The 4,007-nt window shown below is 54.9% G+C and carries 4 protein-coding genes; 2 read left to right on the top strand and 2 right to left on the bottom strand.

Annotated elements, in window-relative coordinates; all coding sequences use genetic code 11:
• Nucleotides 1-377, top strand: a 377-nt coding sequence (locus HK28_RS14375; protein WP_233140552.1) for a hypothetical protein, incomplete at its 5' end; no start/stop codon positions are given.
• A 22-nt stretch (nt 378-399) separates the two neighbouring features.
• Here HK28_RS14375 and HK28_RS13210 read toward each other — a convergent pair.
• The gene (locus HK28_RS13210; protein WP_158093476.1) at nt 400-1,296 is read right to left on the bottom strand and encodes an alpha/beta hydrolase; all 897 of its coding nucleotides are present in this window, start codon (nt 1,294-1,296) and stop codon (nt 400-402) included.
• 543 nt (nt 1,297-1,839) lie between these two features.
• Here HK28_RS13210 and HK28_RS13205 point away from each other — a divergent pair.
• Nucleotides 1,840-2,394, top strand: coding sequence for a glycine zipper family protein (locus HK28_RS13205; RefSeq protein WP_233140551.1), 555 nt, complete (start codon nt 1,840-1,842; stop codon nt 2,392-2,394).
• Nucleotides 2,395-2,971: 577 nt separating this feature from the next.
• Here HK28_RS13205 and HK28_RS13200 read toward each other — a convergent pair.
• Nucleotides 2,972-3,841, bottom strand: a complete 870-nt coding sequence (locus tag HK28_RS13200; RefSeq protein WP_086645002.1) for a pirin family protein — start codon at nt 3,839-3,841, stop codon at nt 2,972-2,974.
• Between the last annotated feature and the right edge of the window lie 166 nt (nt 3,842-4,007).

Here is a 4,007-nt window from a genome sequence, read left to right as displayed (position 1 = left end):
TCACGCCAGCCGAGGCGATGGATCGGTTCATCGAGAGCTTCAGCCCTGCCCTGCCTCCCGGCTTCACAGGCCTCACCACATGGAGGATCTTCGAAGGCGGACATTTCTATCCAGTTCAAACAGGCTCTTGTGCGCGAGTGAATGCTAATCTGAGTCGCCTGCGCAAGTGTAAAAGGAAAATGGTTACGCGCTGGCCGCTGATGCTGCCGGATGGACCGAACGAACGCGAATATCCCGGACTTGTGGCCGACTTCCCGTTACTAAGCGGGCAGTGCGCCCAGCAAGGTGCGCAGTATGGTCCAGTGGCTGGCCAGAGTAAGCGTGTCTTGCATCAGGCGTCATGCATCGTGAGAGGGTGCCTCGCCTTGAGGATGTAATGAAACGCGACACAATCGCGTTTCACAAAACGGGATCATTTTTCAAATATTCTGAGGACGTAGCGTGATTTGAATTTACTTTGATAAAATCAACTATCTTCTGTAAAGCGTCGTGACTTTCTTTTAGATTTGGCAAAACAACCTGAAAGGTATGGAGCGCGTCCGGCCAGACGTGCAGATCGACATTGGTGCCAAATGTTCGCAAGCGCTGCGCCATAAGATCGGCATCACTGAAAAGGATTTCTGTTTTGGCAACTTCAATGAGAACCGGTGGCGCTCCGGTGAAATCCCCAAAAACCGGGGATATCAATGGGTTGTTTAGATCTTGTTGTGGAGCATAAGCGTCAGACATAATTTTAAAGGCACGAGGAACCAGAACACGATCTGCTTTTGCATTATAGCGATAAGAGGGACCGCTCGCCGTTAGATCCGTCCAGGGGCTAAGTGCTATAGCCAGGCCAGGAGGCGTTCCACGAGAACAGAGTTCGTGCAGAAGGGCAAAGACAAAATTGCCACCGGCGCTCTCTCCCATGAGGATGATATTTTCCGCTGGAACACCCGTCTCAATGAGCGTGTCATAAGCAGCTGTAACGTCGTTGAGACCCGCGGGAAACGGATGCTCTGGTGCCAATCGATGGTCGGTCGCGATGACGTCAAGGCCTGTCGACATGCCCAGAAGGGTCAGAAAATTTGCGTGTGTATCGGGGCTGCCGGCCAGATGCCCGCCACCATGCATATAGAATATGCATCGCGCAGACGGACTTTGAGGCGGGCGAAAAATAGAAACTGGTGTGCCTCCCAGCTGTTTGTCCTCGCGCGTCATCCCTATCGGTAACGTCGTCTTGGCGTTCATCTGCAGGAGCCGACGTTGCATTCGAATTGACGTTTTGTCTGAAAATGGCTTCACGATGATACTCATGAGCACATTCGCCAACCTTAACTTACAACTCACCATAGTGCTCGCTCCCGGGCGCACGCGTTTTATAAGCTTATAGCGAGTAAGAGCGAAAAGTTCCTTTTCTCAATATAAATCGTAAGAGTTGGTCTCATTTTTTTGTCCACAGGCATAAACATTGGCCCCGGAATTGTCTGGCGCACTATTTTTCAGGGCTGAAAGGACGCGCCATCGCTACCAGCGTCGTGAAACGTCATCGGCATAACGCAAGGTGTGCTATACTGCGTTACAGGTCTTCGCTTGCGTCCGTTTGCACAGAGGCCGACTGATGCTTCATCTCCATCCGCGGGCCCGGACCACGCCTGTCGTTCGCACTCAAAACGTCCGCTCGCCCGTTAAGCATTGAATTTTGTCGATTCCGAAAGTCTCAAGGGTGGCGAGTTGGAATTTTTCGTAGATCAGACGGCCTCGAGGGGTAATCAACTCCGGCGCTGGTAAGCAAGAGCGAAAAAGCGCTTCGGTAAACGAGTGCTTGCCATCCAGTTTCGTTTCAGCGATCGATTGGCCATGAAAAATCGCGCCCTCCCAATCCTGACGTTTGCCGCCCTGCTTTCAGCCTGCGTCTCGACGCCAGACGGGCCGACGGTCCCGGTCATGCCTCCACCCGGCAAAGAGGCATCGAGGTTCACTCAGGAGGCCGCCTTCTGCAAGTACCAGGCCACCAAAGCTGTCGACGGGCAAGCGGCGAAGGCGAACGGGCGGGCAGTGTTGGGCACGTTGCTTCCGATCGTAATTGGGGCGGGTCTCGGCGCCGCCATCGGATCGGCAGTCGGCAATCCGTGGTCCGGCTCCTATGCGGGGGAAGGGGCAGGAATCGGCGCAGGCAGCGGCCTGCTGGTGGGCGGTGGTGTTGCGGCTGCGTCATCGGAAGGAGGAGTACAGGGCAGAATTCAGAATCAGTACGACAACACTTATGCCGCCTGCATGCTGACCTACGGCAACGCTATTCTGGGAATGGGTCCGCCTTTTGTGGGAGATTCGGGCGTAGGGCAGCCTCGGACGCCGACAGTTCCTGCCGGCGCAGCCAGTCCAGACGTATCTGAGTCCGTGCCTAACGGCTAGAATCAGTTACTCGGTATAAGTGGCCGCGAACTAAAAAAGTTCTATTCCGTGGCAGAGAGCCGCTGGATCTAGGCAGGCGATCGTGCGAAGCAAGTGATTGTTACCCAGTATTTTCGAACACGTTGTCTCTTCGTCAGACAGCCGCTCCTCGTACGCGGAAAAATCCGGTATTTTCTGGATGTCGCCGTAGGGCGGCATAATCCGTCCTGACCCGACGATCACTGCTAATACTTTGCCATTAACTGTTCCTGCGGCGCGCGATGCCTCGTATTTACTGCGACTGCATTTCATCGTGATCTAAACCGGCGAAGAGACCGTTGCGCGAGCTGGCGGCGGTTGAAACCGCAAACGACTTCTTCGAAGCTCCCTCTCTCAAAGATCAACAATAAGCCAGGATGGTCGCCAGAAACCAGATGCAAGGAATGACGTACGATTCTACAGAACTAAATATATAGATGGCCGCTTCGGCCCATCAATCGCTTCTAGCGTCGTGTCGAGCGCCGGGAGGCGCCGTAGTAGGTCCCGACGTTGTAATTTTTAAAATATTTGGGAATAAGGATTCTATACTCTTGAAATTCTATAGTTCAGATGGAAGCGGGATGAATTCGTCGTGATCGGCGTCAGGTAACTTGAGGCGCCCCGCTTCCCAATCCGCTGCGGCCTGCGCAAGTCTCTCTTTCGATGAACTTACGAAATTCCAGGACAGGTAGCGCTCGCCAACAGGCTCGCCGCCAAGCACCATGACGGTACTGCTTTCCAGCGCCCGGAATGAAGACGTGCCTGATCCGAGGACAAGCATGCGCCCCGCCTCATAGCGCACTCCGTCGACCTCAACGGAGCCAGCGGCGATATAGAGCGCCCGCTCCGGGTGGTCGGTGGGGAGCTCGGGCTGCGCCCCTGCGTCGAGATCCAGATGTGCGTAGAACAGGGGTGAATGAGTCCGAGCGGCGGCTCGCAGCCCATACGCCTGACCGGCGATGAGTTGGCCTTGCACTCCGCCGCTGTTCCATGATGGCAAGTCATCTCCCTCGTGATGCGAAAACGAAGGAGACGCCTCCTCGTCGCCCGTCGGAAGCGCCACCCAAGCTTGAATGCCGTGCAGGCGGTCTCCGAAGGCGCGCGCTTTTTCGAAACGTTCGCTATGGGTGATCCCTCGCCCGGCCGTCATCCAGTTGACTTCATGTGGTCGTATCGCTTGCTCGGAACCTAGGCTGTCACGATGCATGACCTCTCCTGAGAAGAGATAGGTGACAGTCGAAAGCCCGATATGCGGATGCGGGCGTACATCGAGCCCCTGTTCCACACCTGTCGCAACGTCAAGGGGACCCATATGGTCGAAAAATATGAACGGACCGACCATTCGCCGTTTTGCGAATGGCAGAACTCTTCCCACTTCGAGGCCGCCACCAAGACTGCGGCGGCGTTGCTCAATGATCATCTCGATCATGCGATCCTCCATGCCGCGATAGCCACCCTTGACATTTCGTCCGTGTCCAACTCCACCCCCCCCCCGGACTCTTTATGCGCCTATCCAGCACTATTATACTAACGGAAATTGAAACTAAGTTCAGGACCTATTAATGTATTGAATTGAGCGAGAGGTTGTGATTCAC

The sequence above is a fragment of the Acetobacter sp. DsW_063 genome, assembly GCF_002153745.1.
In the GTDB taxonomy this organism is placed as follows: domain Bacteria; phylum Pseudomonadota; class Alphaproteobacteria; order Acetobacterales; family Acetobacteraceae; genus Acetobacter.
The sequence above is the reverse complement of the archived record's forward strand: the minus strand, read 5'-3'. Positions and strand labels throughout refer to the sequence as shown.